The following is a 19,204-nucleotide window of genomic DNA, read 5'->3' on the forward strand; positions in this document are numbered from 1 at the left end:
CACTAGCCACCCAACCCGGCTGCGGTGCTCGGGTCGGGTCGGGTGCCGCACAGCTGGCTGTCGGGCAGCGCCGCCAGCTGCTCGTCGGTGAGCTGGGTCTGCTCGCCGGCGGCGACGGCCTCGTCGCTGACCGCGACCGAGAGCTGTTCGTCGGCGAGCGCGAAGCTGCCCTCGCTGATGGTGAGCTCGAACGTCGGGTTGATCTCCACGTCGAACCCCGCCGGATCCGGTACGTCGTCCCCGGCCGCCTGGAGCGCCCGCTCCGCACGCTGCTGGCGGGCCAGGTAGTCGGCGAGCACCTCCTGCTGGTGCTCGTCCATCTCCTCCCACCCGGCGATCTGGCTCTCGTCCAGCGCGGGGGCCACCGTCTCCAGCCCCTCGTCGTCGGCGTAGGACAGCAGCACCGAGGAGCCGATCCACTGTTGCAGCAGGCTCAGCTGGGTGGTGTCACGGCTGCTCGCGCCGGCGTCCTCGGTGGCCGAGGCGTTGATGCAGGCAGCGTCGAGCAGCGCCTCCAGGTCGACCAGCGAGAGCGTGGTGCCCTCCACCTCGGCGGCGAGGCCGGGACGGGGCGCGGAGTCGCCGAGGCCGCAGCCGGTGAGGGACGCCGCGGCGACCAGGGCGGCGGTGGCGGACACGAGTCGGCGGGCGTGGGGCACGTTCTCTCCTCGACGGCGATCAACGACGGATGCTGGTGCAAGCACACCACGGCCGAGGTGACCCAGGTCACCCGGCCCCGGCCCATTCAAGCAGGCCAGGCTCAGCCTGGAGTCACCGATGGTCGGCGTAGCGAGCGTCCCCAGACGGGTGCGCTGGCAAGGAATCCGGCGCGAAGGCGGGCTGGATGCCCGTCGAGCGTCGGTGACGCGGCCAGGGCGCCCGGATGGGGGCGCGCAGTAGCCGAGAATCGGTGACTCCAGGCTCAGTCCTTGGGGTCGATGATCGCGTCGATCACCCCGCGCGCCCACTCCAGCACCGCGATGCCCTCGATCGGGGTCCCGGTCCTGCCCGGGATGCCGGGACGGGGGACCAGGATCGCCTCGACCTGCTCCTTGACGATCGACTTGGGGTAGAGCCGGTTGAGCCGCACCTTGCGGGACTCGGGCAGCACCACCGAGGCGAAGCGGATGTTCTTGCCGACCGTGGTGATCTCCTTGACGCCGGCCTGCCGCGCCCGGGCCCGGAACCGCGCCACCAGCTGCAGCGCGACCACCGGCTCGGGCGGCTCGCCGTACCGGTCAGTGAGCTCCTCGGTGATGGCGTCGACGTCCTCGTCGCTGCGCACCTCGGCGAGGCGCTTGTACATCTCCAGCCGCAGCCGCTCGCTGGGGATGTAGTCGTGCGGCAGGTGCGCCTCGACCGGCAGCTCGATCCGCACCTCCTCCAGGTGCTCGACCGTGTCGTCGCGGAAGTCGCGCACCGCCTCGCCGACCAGCCGGACGTAGAGGTCGAACCCGACGTCGGCGATGTGCCCGGACTGCTCGCCGCCGAGCAGGTTGCCGGCGCCGCGGATCTCCAGGTCCTTCATCGCGATCGCCATGCCGCCGCCGAGGTCGGAGTGCTGGGCCAGGGTGGCCAGCCGCTCGTGGGCGGTCTCGGTCAGCGGCTTCTCGGTCGGGTAGAGGAAGTAGGCGTAGGCCCGTTCGCGGGACCGGCCGACCCGACCGCGCAGCTGGTGCAGCTGGGAGAGGCCGAGGGTGTCGGAGCGCTCGATGATCATGGTGTTGGCGTTGGACACGTCCAGGCCGGACTCGACCAGGGTGGTGCAGACCAGCACGTCGAAGCGCTTCTCCCAGAAGTCGAGCATCACCTGCTCGAGCTGCTTCTCCCCCATCTGGCCGTGAGCGGTGGCCACCCGCGCCTCCGGCACCAGCTCGCGCAGCTTGGCCGCCGCCTTCTCGATCGACTGCACCCGGTTGTGGATGTAGAAGACCTGGCCGTCGCGGAGCAGCTCGCGGCGGACCGCGGCCACCACCTGGCGGTCCTCGTAGCCGCCGACGTAGGTCAGCACCGGGTGCCGTTCCTCGGGCGGGGTGGTGATCGTGGACATCTCCCGGATCCCGGTGATGGCCATCTCCAGGGTCCGCGGGATCGGGGTCGCCGACATCGACAGCACGTCCACCGAGGTCCGCAGACGCTTCATCTGCTCCTTGTGCTCCACGCCGAAGCGCTGCTCCTCGTCGACGATGATCAGGCCGAGGTCCTTGAACCGGACGTCGGGGTTCAGCAGGCGATGGGTGCCCACCACGAGGTCGATCGACCCGTCGGCCATCCCCTCCATCACCTCACGGGCCTCGGCGTCGGACTGGAACCGCGAGAGTGCCTTGAGCACCACCGGGAATCCGCTCATCCGCTCCGCGAAGGTGGCCAGGTGCTGGGTGACCAGCAGCGTGGTCGGCACCAGCACCGCCACCTGCTTGCCGTCCTGGATCGCCTTGAACGCCGCCCGCACGGCGATCTCGGTCTTGCCGTAGCCGACGTCGCCGCAGATCAGCCGGTCCATCGGCACCACCCGCTGCATGTCGGCCTTGACCTCGTCGACGGTGCTCAGCTGGTCCGGTGTCTCGTGGAACGGGAACGCGTCCTCGAGCTCGCGCTGCCAGGGCGTGTCCGGCCCGAAAGCGTGGCCCTTGGTGGCCTGCCGGGCGGCGTAGAGCTTGATCAGCTCGGCGGCGATCTCGCGGACCGCCTTGCGTGCCCGGTTCTTCCGCTTGGTCCAGTCCGCGCCCCCCAACCGGTCCAGGCTGGGCTGCTCGCCGCCGACGTAGCGCGTCACCTGGTCCAGCGCGTCGGCCGGCACGTAGAGCCGGTCCGGCGGGGCGCCGCGCTTGGAGGCGCCGTACTCGAGCACCAGGTAGTCGCGGGTGGCGCCGTGCACGACGCGCTGCCTCATCTCCACGAACCGGCCCACGCCGTGCTGCTCGTGGACCACGTAGTCGCCGGTCTTCAGCTCCAGCGGGTCGATCTGCCGCTTGCGGCGGGTCGGCATCGCGCCCTTGTCGCGGGTGGAGGCCTTCTGCCCGACGATGTCCTCGCCGGTCAGCACCGCCAGTCCCACGGTGCCCTCCCCCGGCTCCAGCACCAGACCGTGGGCGAGCCCTCCGCAGGAGACCGTCACCACGGTCGGGTCGAGGGCGGCACCGGGTGCGATCTCCTCGGCGAACCTGGCGGGTACGTCGCGCTCCCCGAGCGCCTCGACCATCCGCTGGGCGGGTCCGTGGCCGGGGTGCAGCACGACCACCGGCCGACCCTCCGCACGCCAGGCGGCGATGTCGGTGAGCGCCCGCTCCACCTCGCCGCGATACACCGGCGCCGCGGTCACCCTGGCCTGCTGCTCGGCAGCGGCCGCGGCGTCCCCGTCCAGGTCCAGCCCGAACGGGCTGAAGCTCCACCAGGACAGACCGCCCTCCAGCGCGTGGCTGCGCACGTCCCCCAGCTCGTGGTACGACGCCGCCTGCAGGTCGACCGGCGCCGACCCGCCCCGGCGGCCGCCGCCCAGGAGGCCCGAGGAACTCCTCGGAGGTGGCGACCAGGTCGTGGGCGCGGGCGCGGGCGCGCTCCGGGTCGAGCACCAGCACCTGGGAGCCGTCCGGCATCAGGTCGACCAGCAGCTCGAGCTCGTCGACGAGCGCCGGGATCAGGGCCTCCATGCCCTCCACCGCGATGCCCTCGGCGAGCTTGTCGGTGATCTCCAGCAGCTCGGGGTGCTCGCGGCCCAGCTCGGCGGCCCGGCCGCGCACCTGCTCGGTCAGCAGCAGCTCGCGGCAGGGCGGCGCCCAGAGCCGGTCCAGCGTCTCGATGGTGCGCTGGTCGGCGACGGCGAAGGAGCGGATCTCGTCGACCTCGTCGCCGAAGAACTCCACCCGGACCGGGTGCTCCTCGGTCGGTGGGAAGACGTCGACGATGCCGCCGCGCACCGCGAACTCGCCGCGCTTCTCGACCAGGTCGACGCGGGTGTAGGCGGCGTCGACCAGCCCGGTGACGATCTCCTCGAGGACGGCGGTCGCGCCGACCCGCAGCTCGACCGGCGCCAGGTCGCCCAGACCCTTGACCTGCGGCTGGAGGATCGAACGCACCGGCGCCACCACCACCTGGACCGGTCCCGTCGTGGCGTCGTCGCCGGGGTGGCACAGGCGGCGCAGCACGGCCAGACGACGGCCGACCGTGTCGCTGCGCGGGCTGAGCCGCTCGTGCGGGAGCGTCTCCCAGCTCGGGTAGTAGGCGATGCCGGTCGGGTCGAGCAGATCACCGAGCTCGGCGACCAGTTGCTCGGCCTCCCGGGTGGTGGCGGTGACCGCGAGCACCGGGCGCCCAGCGCGGGCCAGGCCGGCGACCAGGAACGGCCGCAGCGGCTCGGGCCCGGTCAGCTCGTGAGAGGTGAGCCGACCCTCGACGGCGTCGGCCATCGGGGTGGCGAGCAGCGGGTCGGCGAGGACGGCGTCGGCGAGGCCGGCGAGGCTCATCGGGAAACTCCTGGGGCAGGGCTGGACAGCACCACGACCCCCGGTCGTGATCGGACCGGGGGTGGTGTGCCCAGGCTACTCCGGGTCGCCGACAGAGCCCACGCTCACTCCTCCAGCCGCCACGCCTGCCGGATGGTGAGCTTGCCGCCGGTCTGCATCAGCGCCCGGCGGTAGACCCGCTCGGCGAGCAGGATCAGCACCGCGGCCAGGGCGGCCAGCAGACCGAGCGAGATCAGCGCCTCCCACCACTGCGCGTCCCCGTTGACCAGCCGCACCGGCATCGCCACGGCCGAGAGCGGCGGGATGTAGGAGCCGATCACCTCCGCGGTGCCGTCGAGGAACGCCGAGCCCAGGAAGATCGCCAGCACCAGCATGGTCACCGGCGTCGCGGTGGACTGCAGGTCCTCGTTCCGGCTGGCCAGGGCCCCGGCCACGGCCCACAGGCAGGAGAGGGCGAGGAAGCCGACCAGGAAGAAGGCGAGGAACCACAGCACGTCCCCGGTCAGACCGGGGATGAAGGCGCCGTAGTCGGTGAGGCTGAGTCCGACCATGCCGACGGCGACGTACACCGCCATCTGCCCGACCGCGAGGACCGTGTTGCCGAGCACCTTGCCGGCCAGCAGGTCGCGCAGCGGCACCGCCGCCGCGATCATCTCCACGATCCGGGACTGCTTCTCCTCGGTGACGCTCTGGGCCAGGGTCATCCCGAAGATGATCGAGGCCAGGTAGAAGAGGAAGGCGAGTCCGAAGCCGAGGATGTCCTGGAGCGTGGAGAGCGCCGCGTCGCCCTCGAGCTGCTCGACCGTCACCGAAGTGCCGTCGGTGAGCTCCTCGACGCTGGTGCCCGCGCTCGCCGCGTTGGCGGCCAGCATCTCGCTGCGGACCACCGACTCGACGACGGTCTGCAGGGAGCTGTCGGCACCGTCCCGGGTGACCAGTATCCACCCGCCGGAGCCGTCCGGATCCTCGGTGAGCCAGGCGTCGACTTCCTCGTCGCGCACCGCTGTCCGGGCGGTGTCGTCGTCGGACTCGGCGACCGCGGTGACCTCGACGTTCTCGTCGATCTCGCCGGCCTGCTGCTCGGCCGCCTCCACCAGCACCTCGGCGCCCGCGCTGCTGGAGGCCACCTGGTAGGAGTCGGTGCGACCGTCCAGCCAGACCTGGAGGCCGACCAGTCCCAGGATCACCACCAGGGTGGACAGGGAGCCGAGGACGAAGGTGCGGTCGCGCAGCTTCACCGACACCTCCCGCGCGGCGACCACCGCCCACACCGCCGGGCCACGCGCGCCCGCCCGGTCCCGTCCGACCCGGTCGTGGCCGGTCGGGTACTGCTCGGCGCGGTCCTGCTCCGTCGTACTCATGCGGTCACCTCGCGGTAGATCTCACTGAGCCGGGGCACCACCCGGCTGAAGTCATGGACCGGGCCGCGGGCGACGGCGCGGCTGAGGAGCTCCTGCTCGGCGCCTTCGGTGGTCACGTCGACCAGCGCATCGGCGCCGGCGACGTCGTCGACCTGCAGGCCCGGCAGCTCCCGGACCCAGCCGGCGTCGCCGCCGAGCCGGATCCGGTAGCGCACCGGCGCACCGGCGCGGAGCTCGTCGGCGGTCCCCTCGGCGACGACGCGTCCCCGCGCCATCACCACCAGCCGGTCGCACAGCCGGTCGACCAGGTCGAGCTGGTGGGAGGAGAAGACGACCGGGACCCCGGAGCCGGCCTGCTCGCGGAGCAGGTCGGTCATCGCGTCGATGGCGGTCGGGTCGAGGCCCGAGAACGGTTCGTCGAGGATCAGCAGGTCGGGCTGGGGCACCAGCGCGGCCACGATCTGCACCCGCTGCTGGTTGCCCAGCGACAGCTTCTCCAGCGGCTCCTTGACCCGGTCCCCCAGGCCGAACCGGTCGAGGAGGTCGACGATCCGGGACCGGGCGGCAGCCGCATCCATCCCGCGCAGACGGGCCAGGTAGACCAGCTGGTCGGCGATCGGCTGCTTCGGGTAGAGGCCGCGCTCCTCGGGCATGTAGCCGAAGCCGCGACGGTCGACCGCGGTCACCGGCCGTCCCTGCCAGCGCACCGCCCCGGCGTGCATCGCCAGCACCCCCATCACCATCCGCATCGTGGTGGTCTTGCCGGCGCCGTTGCCTCCGACGAACCCGGTCAGGCCACCGGCCGGAACGGTGAAGGAGACATCGTCGACGGCGACCAGCTCGCCGAAGCGGCGGGTCAGTCCGTTGATCTCGAGCATGTCCGGGACGCTACGCGCGGCCGGGCCGCCACGGATCAGTCCGTCGGTGGATCCTGACCGGTCCGCTCCTCCCCCGCGGGGAGGAGGCCGTGCTGGTGCACCCAGACCACGGCGCGCACCCGGTCGCGCAGGTGCAGCTTGGCGAGGCAGTTGGAGACGTGGGTCTTCACCGTGGCCTCGCCCAGCACCAGGTGTTCGGCGATCTCGCCGTTGCTGAGTCCCTCGGCCACCAGCAGCAGCACCTCGCGCTCCCGCTCGGTGAGCCGCTCCCAGCCCGGTGGCGCAGGTCGGCCGGGCGGGTCGACCCGGACGCTGCCGGTCATCCGCTCGATCACCCGCAGCGTCACCTCGGGGGCGAGCAGTGCGTGGCCGGAGGCCGCCGCGCGCACCGCGTCGACCAGCGCATCGGGATCCGCGTTCTTCAGCAGGAAGCCGGTGGCTCCCGCGCCGAGCGCCTCGAAGAGGTAGTCGTCCCGGTCGAAGGTGGTCAGCATGATGACGGGGCCGAGGTCTTCGGCGACGAGCGACCGGGTGGCCTCGATGCCGTCGATGCCCGGCATCTGGACGTCCATCAGCACCACGTCGGGACGCAACGCCCGGGCCTGGACGAGCGCGGCGGCGCCGTCCTCGGCCTCACCGACCACCTCCAGGTCGTCCTCCACCGAGAGGATGAGCCGGAAGCCGGAGCGCACCAGGTGCTGGTCGTCGACGACGAGCACCCGGATCGGACCGGTCATTCGGCTCCCGCCTCGGCGGGTGCGGGAGCCGGTGCGGCGGCCGGTGACCCGTCCGCCAGCGGGAACCGCACCCGCACCCGGAAGCCGCCGACGCTGCGCGGCCCGATGTCGACGACCGCCCGCCGCGCGGCCGCTCGCTCCCGTACGCCGAGCAGGCCGAGCCCGCTGCCGGAAGTGCCGTTGCGGGGACGGCCGTCGTCGGTCACCTCCACCTCCGCGTAGGGCGGGGTGGCCACCCGGTCCACCCGCAGCACGATCTGCGCACGGGTGGCGGTGGAGTGGCGTCGTACGTTGGTGACGGCCTCCTGGACGATCCGGTAGAGGGAGGTGCCGAGCGCAGCGGGCAGAGTGCCGGCGGCCCCGGGCGGGCTCTCGACGAGGTCGTAGCCGACGCGGAGCCGGTCACCGAGGCTCGGCTCGGCCAGCGCACCGATCTCGGACCAGGACGGCTCGGGTGCCCGCGGGGCCCCGGCCGACGGGGCGTCACCGGCCGGTGCGCGCAGGGTGCCGACCAGCCGACGCATCTCGTCGACGGCGTCACGGGACGATTCCTCCACCTGTGCCAACGCGGTGGCGACCGACTGCTCGTCCCGGCCGAGCATCCGCCGACCGGCGGCCGCCTGCACACCGATCACCGACACGTGGTGGGCGACCACGTCGTGAAGCTCGCGTGCGATCCGCAGCCGCTCCTCCAGCACGGCGCGCTCCTGCAGTGCTGCGGTCTGGCGGGCGATCGTGGCGGCCTGCGCGGCGAGCCGGGTGGTCTGCCGGGCGCTGCGCCACGCGACCTGGCCGCCGAGCACCGCCCCGCCGAAGTAGAGGACGTTGATCAGCGCGGTCAGCAGCACCGCGGCGGTGGCGGGCCCGAGCAGGCCGGGCCGGTCGTCGACGAGGCCCAGCTCGTCGGCCAGGGTCTCCAGGGAGCGTCCCAGCGAGAACTGCCAGGCCAGCCAGAGCGCCATGAAGGCCATCACCACGCCCACCACGGCGAGCATCTGGCGCCGGCTCCGGGCCCAGGCCACACCGGAGAAGATGGCGAAGAAGTAGGCCATCTGCAGCGGCACCTGCCCCATCAGGGTGGGGATCAGCACACCGGTGAGGAACATGTGGGCCCCGGCGAGCGCGAGCACGGTCAGCGGCCAGCGACGACGCACCACCAGCAGCGCGCTGGCGGTGGCGATCACCAGCCAGTGCACCCACCAGGTGCCGCGGACGCCTTCGAAGGTGCCGACCGAGCGCAACAGCTCGACCGAGACCACCCCGAAGGCGAAGGTCGCCGCGCCGACGACGAGGTCCTGCGGCCCGATCCCACCGGGGCGGACCCACTGGTCGTCGACCGCGAAGAACTCCGCGGCGCGCTCGCTGAGCCTTCCTCGCGCCACCACGGCCCCACCCTAGAGGGAGCTGGGCGGCTCAGGAGGTCGGCGGACCCACCAGAAGCGCGGCACCGGTCAGCACCGCGACGGCGCAGACGCCCACGGCGGCGCCCCGCGCCGGCTTGCGCAGCACCCAGGCGGCGATCCAGTCGAGCGGTCCCGACGGCGCCTCGGCGCGCAGCCGCCAGGTCGGCGCCAGCCACCGGTGGCGCACCGCCCACCACTCCAGCAGGAGAGTGGCGAAGGGCGGTATCGCGGCGACCAGCGCGACCAGGGTGCGGCCGACGCCCCACCGGCGGTCGACCGCAACCAGCGCCGTCACCACCACGTAGGCGACGAAGACGGCACCGTGCACTATCCCGAAGACCCGCACCCCCAGCTCGGTGGTCTCGGTGCCGTACTTGAGGAACATCCCGATCAGCAGCAGTGCCCAGGTGATCGCCTCGGCAACAGCGACGCGGCGGAACAGCTTCTCGGGGTTCATCTCGTTCTCTCCGGGTTCGTGCGGGTTCGTGCGGGTTCGCGCGGGTTCGCGCGGGATCAGCCGTCGGCCTCGGCGGCGGCGAGCTCGGCCTTCCACGCCCGGAAGGTCTCCTCGGTGCGACCACGGCGCCAGTAGCCGGAGATGGAGACGTCGGCGCGCGGCACCTCCCGCTCCTTCAGCAGGTAGGGCCGGATGCCGTGCATCACGTCCTGGGCCTCCCCGTGCACGAACGCGTGCACGCGGCCGGGCAGCCAGGGCAGGGCGCGGGTGGCCGCCTCGAGGTCCGGGTGGTCCGGGGCGGAGCGGTGCAGCCAGGTCAGCGACATCTCCGCCGGCACGCCGAGGTCTTGCTGGTGGGCGGCGGAGTCCACCTGGACGACCACGTGGCCGGCGGCGTCGCTCGGCAGGGTGGTCAGGGCCTGGCGGATCGCGGGCAGCGCGGCCTCGTCGCCGACCAGGAGGTGCCAGGCGGCCTCCCGATCCGGCGCGTAGCCGCCGCCGGGACCTCGCACGGTGATCCGGTCGCCGGGCGCCGCCGCGGCGGCCCAGGGGCCGGCGACGCCGGTGTCCCCGTGCACCACGAAGTCGATCGCCAGCGTGCCTGTGACCGGGTCGGGGTCGAGCGCGGTGTAGGTGCGCATCAGCGGCCGCTCCCCCTTCTCGAGCGCGGCCGGGTCCCCGAACACCAGCTTCACGTAGCGGTCGGTGTCCTCGCTGCCGACGAAGGCGGAGAGGTCCTCGCTGCGGAAGCGGAGCCGGACCATGCCCGGCGACAACCTCTCCGAGGCGGTCACGATCAGCTCGGTCAACGGCTTGCTCACAACACTCGACACTAGCCGGGACCTCCAGGGAGCCGGCCATCGCGGCGAGCGTGCTCCACGCCACCCTGCGGGTCCCGCCAGGTCGCGCACCGGGTCGCGCACACCGAGGCGGGCGTTTCCTCCCGAACGCTCGTTCTCCCACAGGTTGGCGATGCGGTCCGCTGCTGGAGCGGTTCATGCTGGACCAGGCACCGACCCCGTCGCCGGGTTCCGGGTCGAGGATCGGCCGTCATACGCCCTGGGTTGACGACCGACCACCGTTCGGCCCCACCCGTGATCCCCCAATTGTCCGCGGATGCCGGCGACGGGGCCGGTCGCCTTCCCCGGTCCGAACGTCTCCCGAACCGGGACGCTGTCCCGGTGGGCGACCGATCGGATGAAGGTGCTGACGCGTCCCCGAAATGTGGTATAGGCTCCCAGTCCTGGTGGGACGCGGGGCACGACCGCCCCTAGGTTTTCAGCCAGGCAACTCGGGGCGCCTGTCGGGAAGCAGGGACTTGCCGGCATGCGGTTGTGGCAACACGACCAGGGGACACGGCGTATGGGGACGTCTGGTCGCGGCTCCTCATGGACCCGTGGCAGAACGAGTGAACTCGGGGGAATCTGCTCCAAGGAGAATCCACCCAATCGGGGACACGTTTGAGGTTTCACTACCTGGACTGGGGACGTCCAGGGAGGACTTCCTATGCACAACCCATATCCGCCGACCGTGTGGGGACGACCGGCCACCATCCTGGTGCTCGTGGCGACCGCCACACCACAACTCGCGTTCCGGATGCTCGACACGGCAAACGGGACCTGGACCGAGGCGACCACGGTCGCCCAGTTCTCCGTCGCGCCGCTCTGCACGCTCGCAGCAGCGGTCACCTACTTCCAGTACCGGATCTGCCGGAAGACCGCGTTGGCCTGGCTGACGCTCTTCCTGACGCTGTACAGCGTGCAGTCGGTCGCCCTGGCGATGATCCGGCTCAACAACGCCGGTCACTACCAGCGCCCGGGTGGGCGCTGATCGTCGACCTGACGGTGGCGCTCGGGGTCGCCCTCACCGCGCTCGTGGTCCGCAACCGGATCTGTCGCGTCGATCCTCTGGCGGCCGGCCTGGTGCTCGGTCTGCTCATCGGCACGGCTCACCTGCGCCTGGACGTGGGCGGTCCGTCGATCCTGGAGCACCTGCCGCCCGTGGCAGGGGTCAGCTTCCTGGTGGTGGCGCTGTGGGGCTTCGCCGCGTACCAGGCGGCCAGGACCACGGGCCCGCTGCCTGCGTGGCTCACCCGCCGGGTGATCGCGGCCATGGTGCTGCTGACCATCAGCAGGGTCGACGTCGTACCCAACGGCGAACCGTACGTCGAGGGCGTGCTGATCGTCACCGCGTCGATCCTCGGCGCCACGCTGCTGCTCTGCGCGACGCTGGCCGGGCTCCGCAACGAGATCCAGCACCACGAGGAGTGGCTGGAGTCGTTGGGCACCAAGGTGGCGCTGATGGAGGCCCAACAGGTCGACCAGCGCTCGCGGATGCACGAGATCACCAACACGGTGGCCGGCATCGCCTGCGCCTCACGGCTGATCCACGACCAGGGCGACCTGCGCCGCGAGGACCGGGCCCGGCTCGAAGGCATGCTGGACCGGGAGGCCGCACGGCTGGTCCGGATCCTCGGTGACGATCGCGCCGCGATCGCCGCCACCACCGCGGCCGGCGGCACCGCCCCGGCCCACCTGCCTCCGGCACTGGGCCGTCCGCGGCGCGGTGCCGCGGCACAGTCCGTCCCGATGCACTCCGAACCGGCGCCGGTCGACGAACCCGTCGGTCCGACGCTGGCCGTCCTCGACCTGGACACGGTCCTCGAGCCGCTGGTCTGCGCGCAGCAGGCGCTCGGGCGCGACGTCGTCTACGCACCCACCGGGCTGCGCATCCACGGCGACGCGGACGGACTGGCGGAGGCGTTCAACGTGCTGCTGGACAACTCCCGCAAGCACGCTCCGGGCGCCACCACCACCATCGAGGCCGAGGAGACCGACGGCATCGCGAAGATCGTCGTCAGCGACGACGGCCCGGGGGTGCCGGCGAGCATCGCCGAGCGCGGCTTCTCCTGGGAGGGCCGCGGCGAGGAGTCCGGCGGTCAGGGACTCGGCCTGTGCCTGGCGCGGCAGCGGGTCGCCGCTTCCGGCGGACGGTTGGACCTGGTCCGCGGCACCAGCGGTGCCCGGTTCGTGGTCCGGCTGACGCCGGCGCACGGACCCGCGCAGCGCAGTGAGTCTCCCGCCGTGGCACCCGGACCCACGGGTGCCCTCTCGTGAGGGGGGCCAACGGCCGCCAGCGAGTGTTGATCATCGACGACCACGTGCTGTTCGCGGAGTCGATCGAGCTCAGCCTCACCATGGAGGGCTACGACGTACGACGGGTGCCCGCGGCGAGCACGACGCCGGCGCAGGTGCTGGCAGCGGTGAGCCGCTACCAGCCCCGGGTCGTCCTGCTGGACCTCGACCTGGGTCCGCTCGGCGACGGGGTGCGGCTGATCAACCCGATCGCTCGCAACGGCGCCAACGTCGTGGTCCTGACCGCATCCACCGACCGGTCGCGCTGGGGGGACTGCATCCGCCAGGGCGCCCGCAAGGCGATCCCGAAGACCCAGCCGCTCAACGAGATCCTCTCCGTGGTCCGCAAGATCTGTCAGGGGCTGCCGGTGATGGACGCCGCCGAGCGGGAGGAGCTGATCGGTCTGTGGTCCGAGCACCGCAAGGCCGAGCAGGACATCCGTGACCGGCTGGACCGGCTCACGCCCCGGGAGCGGGAGGTGCTCGGCCAGCTGGTGGCAGGTCACCAGGTGCGCGAGATCGCCCGCAGCAGCGTGGTCTCGGAGGCGACCGTGCGGACCCAGGTGAAGGCGATCCTGGCCAAGCTGGAGGTCTCCTCCCAGCTGGCCGCGGTCGGACTGGCCCGCCAGGTCGGCTGGTCGCCCCCCTCGGAGCAGGGCGCACTCTGAGGCAGGCGAGGACGGCGCAGGCGGACCGGGTGGTCACGCCCCCACCAGGGGTGGGACTCAGGTCCGGCCGGCGTCGTCCTCGGCGATCTCCCGCAGCGCGGCGTACCGGGCGACCGCGGCCAGTTGTGAGGTCACGTCGAGCTTGAGCAGGACCGACCGCACCTGGTGGCGCACGGTCGAGACGGTGACCCCCCGGACCTCGGCGACCTCCGGCACGCTGCGCCCGAGGAAGAGGAGGTCCAGCACCTCGCGCTCGGAGGGGGTCAGCGAGGCGAGCGTCACGTGGATCGCTCGCTGCTCGTCGTGCACCCGGGACCAGGCGCCCCGCCAGCCCGCGACGTCCACCCCCGGGGGCTCGATGCCGACGGCCGCCGCCCGCACGGCCTGGGCCACCTCATCCAACGAGCTGCTGCGCGCCAGCACCGCGGTCGCGCCGGCCTCCAGATAGGCCCCCCACAGCGGGCCGGCGGGAACGGCGGTCAGCACGATCCAGCGGAGGTCGCCGACGGCGGCGACCACCTCCCGCACGTGACCCAGCACGTCCGAGCGGTCGCTCTCGAACAGGGCCACCCCGACCGCCGGCCGACGACCCGGGACCGCGTCGACCTCGGCGCGCGCAGGAGGCCAGGCCAGCGGCACCGCGGCCAGCCCACAGCTGCTCAGCCCGGCGGCGATCGCCTCGGCCAGGAGGGCCTGGTCGGAGACGACGACCGCAGGCTCGGGCTCCTCGGTCTCGTCGCGTTCCTCGGGCCCGTCGGGCACGTCGCGTCCGGCGGGCCCGTCGGGCTCCACGACGTGCCTCCTCGGCGCCTGTCGCGTGTGCTGGCTCGCGTGGTACGGCGACCTCGGGTCGGCTGCGGACGGCGCGCGACGGAGCGGTGGGTCGAACACAACGCCCTCCGCTCCATCGCCGAGGCGGAACACGACTCCGGTCGGCCGGCACCGTCAGAGTCAACGGTACTGGTCGTTCGGCCTTTCTCGCCTGTCAGAACGCAACCGCAACGGGCGCGGGCCACTCGTCGCCAGATTTGGGGGTCATTCGAGTGGAGCGACCGCGCTCAGCGCGAGGCAGCGCGCCGGCGCCGGATGTCGAGCGGGGCGTGCAGCACGTCGATCACCCGACGCTGCTGCGCCGGGAGCATCTGATGGAACAGCGGCAGGATCAACGTCGTCCGGGTCAGGTGCTCGGTGGCCGGCAGCGGTGGGCCGCCCGGGGCGGCGTAGGCCGGCTCCAGGTGCGCCGCCATGATCCCGCGCCGCGCCGAGACGCCGACCTCGGCCAGGGTCGCCAGCAGCTGGTCGCGGCTCAGCGGATACTCCTCCCCCACCTCGACCCAGAACGACTGGAAATTGGTGCGACCGTGCGGAGGATCGGCCACCGCCCGCAGCCCGGGGATGCCGGCGATCGACGCCGAGTAGACCGCGGCGAGCTCGCGGCGGCGTCGTACCACCTGCTCGAGGCGGCCGAGCTGGACCAGGCCGACGGCGGCCTGGAGGTCGGTCATCCGGTAGTTGAAGCCGATCTCCGGATACTCCTCGGCCCCGGTCGACGTCGCCCCGTGCCGATCGCCGGCGGAGCTCGACAGTGCGTGCTCGCGCAGCCGACGCGAGCGCACCGCCCATGCCGCGTTGCTGGTGGTGAGCATCCCGCCCTCACCGGTGGTGAGGATCTTGTGCGGATGGAACGACCAGGCCGCCGCCTCGGCCTTGGCGCCGACCGGCTGCCCCTCGTAGAGGGAGCCGGCCGCGCAGGCGGCGTCCTCGATCACCGGGATCGCCATCGGGTCGCACAGCGCGCGCAACGGCGCGAGGTCGACCGGGACACCCCCCTGGTCAACCGCGATCACCGCGGCCGTCCGCGGCGTCAGCACCGCCTCCACGGTCTCGGCGGTGACGTTGCCGGTGACCGGGTCGACATCGCAGAAGACCGGACGCGCACCCAGGTAGGTCGGGGCGTTCGCGGTCGCGATGAACGAGTACGACGGCACCACCACGTCCGCGTCCGGTGGGACCCCGGCGACCACGAGCGCCAGGTGCAAGGCGGCGGTGCAGCTGGAGGTGGCCACCGCGTGGTTGATCTGCTGGGCCTCGGCGAACTGCTCCTCGAACTCGGCCACGCGCGGCCCCTGGGCCACCCACCCGGACTCCAGGACCTCCCGGACGGCCTCGATCTCCTCCTCCCCGAGCCATGACTGCATCACGTGGATGCGCTTCATGCGTGCGCCTCACAAGGCTCGGAATCCATCATGGTCGTCCCTTCTCGATGGACGTCGGGCCGTGCGTGCGATCACCATCGCCTCCTTCGCCCGGCCCGACCGGCTCAGCATCGACCCCGGAATCACGCGGCCGACCCCCCGGCGGCCCGCGATCACCGATATCGGGGAGCCCCCGCGGCTCCCCGCCCGCTGCGCCGACCGGTCCGGTGACCACTTCTGGGTAACCCCACCCGAACCCGGTCCGCAGGTCCGGACGGCGACCCGACCCTCGTCGCATGCTCAGTCACGACGCCCGCCACGACCTCACCGCCCTGCTCGGGATGATGGTCTGCGCCGCGGTGGCCGCCGGCGGCCTTGCCACCGGACTTGCCTGGGCGCACAGCCGGGTCCCCGAGGTGCACCGCACCGAGCCGGCCTTCGCCGGGCTCACCGACCGTCCACCGCGGGCGGAAGGCACGGCGGGCGAGGCGATGAACATCCTGCTCGTCGGCACCGACCGACGCTCGGACGTGGCGACCACAGGGACCGACGCGCTCGCGGAGTCCTGGCTCCCCGGCGAGCAGCGTGCGGACACGCTGATGGTGGTCCATGTGAGCGCCGACCGGCGCACCGTGCAGGTGGTCTCGATCCCGCGGGACAGCTGGGTGCAGGTCCCGGGCCACGGTCGTGCGAAGGTCAATGCGTCCTACTCGTGGGGCGGGCTGCCGCTGACGGTGGAGACCATCGAAGACCTCACCGGCACCCGCATCGACCACGTCGCACTCGTCGACTGGACCGGGTTCGCCGCGCTCGTCGATCAGGCCGGCGGCATCGACGTGACGGTCCCGGCCACCGTGCGGGACCGGGCCCGCGACCGGGTGTGGCGCGCGGGAGAACACCACCTCGACGGCGAGGATGCGCTGGACTACGTCGGTCAGCGCTACGGCCTGCCCGAGGGCGACCTGGACCGGGTACGTCGCCAACAGGCCGTCGTCCGCACCATGGTCCGGTCGCTGCTCCACACCGAGATGCGGTCCAACCCCGCCATGCTCGGCGAGGTGGTGCAGGACCTGCTCCAGCACGTGTCGGTCGACGAGACCTGGTCGTTGCGCGAGATCGCCTCGTTCGCGCTCTCGCTGCGCGACCTGCGCAGCGCCGACATCACCTTCCTCACCGCACCCGTCACCGGATTCGGGTACGTCCGGGGGCAGAGCGTGGTGCACCTCGACCGGGACCTGGGGCGGGACATGTGGCGCGAGCTGCGCCGGGACCGCGGGCAGCAGTGGCTGGCCGCCCAGCAGCAGCGTGCGACGCCGGAGGTGGTCCGGTGAAGGCGCCGGCGCCCGGCGCCCTGGCGACCCTGCGCGGTTGCCTCAAATGCGGCATGCAAGGCAGCGCGGTGGCCGCCGAAGGTGGAACAACGACCGACGGACCCGGGGGATTGAAGGATGACGACGCCGACGCTGACGTTCCCGTCGAGCAGCGACATGCTGCCTGGCGACGTGACCGGTGACGTCAACGCCGCACTGGGCGGTGCGGCCGGCGAGCTCCTCGTCCCCGGCGCCCGCCGGCACCGCGGCACCACCACCGGCTGGTCGGCCCTGGTCGCCGTCGCCGAGCGCGCTCGTCACCGGCTCCCCGATGCGACCGCGGTCGCCCTGGGTCTGCTGCTGCTGGCTCTCGCCGCCGGCTCGATCGACCCGGTCATGGCGGTCGCCGTCGCGGTCAGCTGGCCCGTCGTGCTGGACCTGACCGGGCGCCGGCGACTGCGCAACGTCCCCGGCACTGCTCGCCTCCAGGCACGCAGCGTGGTCCGCGCCGGTGCCGTCTACGGTCTGGGCTGCTGGGTGCTCCAGGCGCTGCTCGGCAGCCGGGTGGAGTCCCTGCTGGGCCATCCGGTGCAGCCCGCGCTGCTGGTCGCCCTGACCGCGACGCTCACCGCCGTCTCGGCCGTCGGGGCGCTCACCGAGCGCATCCCGCCGCGACCGCAGCGCGTGCTCGTGGCCGGCTCCGCGGCGCAGGTGGCGGCCACGCTCGACGAGCTGGCCCGTGCCCCCCACACGTTCGCCCCGGTCGCGGTGTGCAGCCTCGATCCGCAGCCCCTCGACCCCGCCGGCCTCACCCCCCACCAGGCCGAAGGTCTCGCCGGGCTTCCGGTGCAGCACGGCTGGTCGTCGATCACCGACCTGGCCCGGACGAGCGCCGCGGACGCCGTCCTCGTGGTGCCCGGGACCGGGGCGGACCCGCGCGAGGTGCAGCGCCTGGGCTGGGCACTGGAGCCGTCCGGCACACAGCTCTTCCTGGGCACCGGCCTGCTGGACACGGACCCGGCACGCACCGCCCTGACCCGCGTGGCCGGCCTGCGCCTGCTGCACGTGCGCTCGCTTCCGGAGCGAGGACTGGTCCGGGTCGCCAAGGACCTCGGCGAGCGGGCGCTGGCGACGCTGGCCCTGCTGGCGATGCTGCCGGTGCTGGTCGGACTCGCCGTCGCCGTACGGAGGGACTCGACCGGCCCAGCGCTGTTCCGCCAGGTCCGGGTGGGCCGCAACGGGCGGGAGTTCGTGATGCTGAAGTACCGCACCATGAGCACCACCGCGGAGCGGGAGAAGTCGAGTCTCAGCGACCGCGACGAGGGATCGGGCGTGCTGTTCAAGATGCGCTGCGACCCCCGGGTGACCCGGGTGGGCGCGGTGCTGCGGCGCTACTCGTTGGACGAGCTGCCTCAGCTGATCAACGTGGTCCGTGGCGACATGTCGCTGGTCGGCCCGCGGCCGGCGCTGCCGCAGGAGGTGGCGCAGTACGAGCACGACCCACGCCGGCGGCTCGCGGTCAAGCCCGGGCTGACCGGCCTGTGGCAGGTCTCCGGTCGCTCCGACCTCAGCTGGGAGGAGTCGGTCCGGCTGGACCTGGCCTACGTGGACAACTGGTCGCTGCGCCTCGACGCACGGATCGTGGCGCGCACGGTCGGCGCCGTGCTGAGCCACCGCGGGGCGTACTGATCCCGATCCCTGGCTTCGCCGGGGACGCCCGGATCAGGCTCCGAAGCGGCGCTCGCGCTGGGCGTAGGCGCGGATGGCGCGCAGGAAGTCGACCCGGCGGAAGTCCGGCCAGTACGCCTCGCAGAAGTAGAACTCCGACTTCGCGCTCTGCCAGAGCAGGAACCCGCCGAGCCGCTGCTCGCCGGAGGTGCGGATCACCAGGTCCGGGTCCGGCTGGCCCTTGGTGTAGAGGTGCTCGGAGATCGCCTCCACGTCGATCGATTCGGCCAGCTCGCTCATCGAGGTCCCCTTCGCGGCCGCCTCGTTGATCAGCGAGCGGACCGCGTCCGCGATCTCCCGGCGTCCGCCGTAGCCGACCGCGATGTTGACCAGGATCCCGTCGATCTCGCTGGTCCGGTCCGCGGCGGCCTTGAGCCGCTCGGCGGTGGCGGCCGGCAGCAGGTCGAGCGCACCCACCGGGTGCAGCCGCCAACGCTGCTGGTCGGCGAGGGAATCGACGGCGTCGCCGATGATGTCCAGCAGCGGCTCGAGCTCCGCGGCCGGGCGGTTGAGGTTGTCGGTGGAGAGCAGCCACAGGGTGACCACCTGGATGCCGATCTCGTCGCACCAGGTCAGCAGCGGCTCGATGTTGGCGGCCCCGGCGCGGTGGCCGTGCGCGGTGTCCCGGCCCACGGCCTTGGCCCACCGCCGATTTCCGTCGAGCATCACACCGACGTGCTGCGGCAGACTGTCCGGCAGGCGCCGCACCATGCGCGCCTCGTAGGCGGGATACAGCACCTTGCGGACCCCGCGCTTCCAATCGACCACCCCCCGATCGTAGCGATCCGGTCACCTCCGCACGGGAGACCCGATCACTCGGGTCGGCGCCGGATGCCTTCCGCCCGTGGATTGCTTCCGCCGGTGCTGGGC

At 72.6% G+C, this 19,204-nt stretch carries 15 protein-coding genes and 1 pseudogene; 5 read left to right on the top strand and 11 right to left on the bottom strand.

All coding sequences use genetic code 11. From position 1 onward, the window contains the following. Positions 1–2 precede the first annotated feature (2 nt). The 8 genes and pseudogenes from FIV43_RS11485 to FIV43_RS11520 form a co-directional block, all read right to left on the bottom strand. Positions 3–659, bottom strand: coding sequence for a hypothetical protein (locus FIV43_RS11485; protein ID WP_141014241.1), 657 nt, complete (start codon positions 657–659; stop codon positions 3–5). Positions 660–922: 263 nt separating this feature from the next. Then, a pseudogene (gene mfd, locus FIV43_RS11490) lies at positions 923–4,463 on the bottom strand (transcription-repair coupling factor). Between the two features lie 104 nt (positions 4,464–4,567). After that, entirely contained in the window at positions 4,568–5,824 is a 1,257-nt protein-coding gene (locus tag FIV43_RS11495) for an ABC transporter permease (protein ID WP_141014242.1), read from the bottom strand. Continuing rightward, entirely contained in the window at positions 5,821–6,702 is an 882-nt protein-coding gene (locus FIV43_RS11500) for an ABC transporter ATP-binding protein (RefSeq protein WP_141014243.1), read from the bottom strand. Before FIV43_RS11500 ends, FIV43_RS11495 begins: the two co-directional genes overlap by 4 nt. Positions 6,703–6,737: 35 nt before the next feature. Then, positions 6,738–7,439 carry a response regulator gene (locus FIV43_RS11505; RefSeq protein WP_141014244.1) on the bottom strand — a complete coding sequence of 234 codons (702 nt, stop codon included), beginning with the start codon at positions 7,437–7,439 and terminating at the stop codon, positions 6,738–6,740. Further along, complete coding sequence (locus FIV43_RS11510; protein ID WP_141014245.1) at positions 7,436–8,824, bottom strand: sensor histidine kinase; 1,389 nt, start codon at positions 8,822–8,824, stop codon at positions 7,436–7,438. Before FIV43_RS11510 ends, FIV43_RS11505 begins: the two co-directional genes overlap by 4 nt. 28 nt (positions 8,825–8,852) lie before the next feature. Then, positions 8,853–9,299, bottom strand: coding sequence for a DUF3817 domain-containing protein (locus tag FIV43_RS11515; RefSeq protein WP_141014246.1), 447 nt, complete (start codon positions 9,297–9,299; stop codon positions 8,853–8,855). Positions 9,300–9,355: 56 nt separating this feature from the next. Continuing rightward, entirely contained in the window at positions 9,356–10,120 is a 765-nt protein-coding gene (locus FIV43_RS11520; RefSeq protein WP_141014247.1) for a siderophore-interacting protein, read from the bottom strand. A 685-nt stretch (positions 10,121–10,805) separates the two neighbouring features. Here FIV43_RS11520 and FIV43_RS11525 point away from each other — a divergent pair. The 3 genes from FIV43_RS11525 to FIV43_RS11535 are packed head-to-tail and all read left to right on the top strand — an operon-like array spanning position 10,806 to position 13,101. Next, positions 10,806–11,129 carry a hypothetical protein gene (locus FIV43_RS11525; RefSeq protein WP_141014248.1) on the top strand — a complete coding sequence of 108 codons (324 nt, stop codon included), beginning with the start codon at positions 10,806–10,808 and terminating at the stop codon, positions 11,127–11,129. A gap of 14 nt (positions 11,130–11,143) precedes the next feature. Next, positions 11,144–12,415, top strand: a complete 1,272-nt coding sequence (locus FIV43_RS11530) for a sensor histidine kinase (protein ID WP_141014249.1) — start codon at positions 11,144–11,146, stop codon at positions 12,413–12,415. A gap of 23 nt (positions 12,416–12,438) precedes the next feature. Continuing rightward, positions 12,439–13,101: a response regulator transcription factor gene (locus FIV43_RS11535; protein ID WP_231123075.1), complete on the top strand. Its 663-nt coding sequence runs from the start codon at positions 12,439–12,441 to the stop codon at positions 13,099–13,101. 57 nt (positions 13,102–13,158) lie between these two features. Here the strand turns inward: FIV43_RS11535 and FIV43_RS11540 are convergent, their stop codons facing one another. Together FIV43_RS11540 and FIV43_RS11545 are read right to left on the bottom strand one after the other, a co-directional pair. Then, positions 13,159–13,893 (bottom strand): helix-turn-helix transcriptional regulator, encoded by a 735-nt coding sequence (locus FIV43_RS11540; RefSeq protein WP_181407462.1) that lies wholly within the window; start codon positions 13,891–13,893, stop codon positions 13,159–13,161. 266 nt (positions 13,894–14,159) lie between these two features. Then, the gene (locus FIV43_RS11545) at positions 14,160–15,317 is read right to left on the bottom strand and encodes a DegT/DnrJ/EryC1/StrS family aminotransferase (RefSeq protein WP_141014251.1); all 1,158 of its coding nucleotides are present in this window, start codon (positions 15,315–15,317) and stop codon (positions 14,160–14,162) included. Positions 15,318–15,592: 275 nt separating this feature from the next. Between FIV43_RS11545 and FIV43_RS11550 the strand changes: the two genes are divergently transcribed. Both FIV43_RS11550 and FIV43_RS11555 read left to right on the top strand, forming a co-directional pair. Next, the gene (locus FIV43_RS11550) at positions 15,593–16,627 is read left to right on the top strand and encodes an LCP family protein (RefSeq protein WP_141014252.1); all 1,035 of its coding nucleotides are present in this window, start codon (positions 15,593–15,595) and stop codon (positions 16,625–16,627) included. A 117-nt stretch (positions 16,628–16,744) separates the two neighbouring features. Then, complete coding sequence (locus tag FIV43_RS11555; protein WP_196780770.1) at positions 16,745–18,295, top strand: sugar transferase; 1,551 nt, start codon at positions 16,745–16,747, stop codon at positions 18,293–18,295. 33 nt (positions 18,296–18,328) lie between these two features. Here the strand turns inward: FIV43_RS11555 and FIV43_RS11560 are convergent, their stop codons facing one another. Next, positions 18,329–19,102, bottom strand: a complete 774-nt coding sequence (locus FIV43_RS11560; RefSeq protein WP_141014253.1) for an isoprenyl transferase — start codon at positions 19,100–19,102, stop codon at positions 18,329–18,331. Positions 19,103–19,204 lie beyond the last annotated feature (102 nt).

The organism is Nocardioides sambongensis, assembly GCF_006494815.1.
Taxonomy (GTDB): domain Bacteria; phylum Actinomycetota; class Actinomycetes; order Propionibacteriales; family Nocardioidaceae; genus Nocardioides; species Nocardioides sambongensis.